Source organism: Providencia sp. PROV_01 (genome assembly GCF_053098325.1).
Genome location: NZ_JBRFKD010000017.1, coordinates 1 through 418 on the forward strand (window position 1 = coordinate 1; position 418 = coordinate 418).

General features: G+C 62.2%; 1 protein-coding gene. It reads right to left on the reverse strand.

Features of this window, described 5'->3' with window-relative positions:
• Positions 1-202: 202 nt before the first annotated feature.
• Positions 203-418, reverse strand: a 216-nt coding sequence (locus ACU696_RS21105) for a tyrosine-type recombinase/integrase (protein ID WP_021243024.1), incomplete at its 5' end; no start/stop codon positions are given.

Consider the following 418-nt stretch of genomic DNA (forward strand, 5'->3'; position numbering starts at 1 on the left):
TGTCGTTTTCAGAAGACGGCTGCACTGAACGTCAGAAGCCGACTGCACTATAGCAGCGGAGGGGTTGGATCCATCAGGCAACGACGGGCTGCTGCCGGCCATCAGCGGACGCAGGGAGGACTTTCCGCAACCGGCCGTTCGATGCGGCACCGATGGCCTTCGCGCAGGGGTAGTGAATCCGCCAGGATTGACTTGCGCTGCCCTACCTCTCACTAGTGAGGGGCGGCAGCGCATCAAGCGGTGAGCGCACTCCGGCACCGCCAACTTTCAGCACATGCGTGTAAATCATCGTCGTAGAGACGTCGGAATGGCCGAGCAGATCCTGCACGGTTCGAATGTCGTAACCGCTGCGGAGCAAGGCCGTCGCGAACGAGTGGCGGAGGGTGTGCGGTGTGGCGGGCTTCGTGATGCCTGCTTG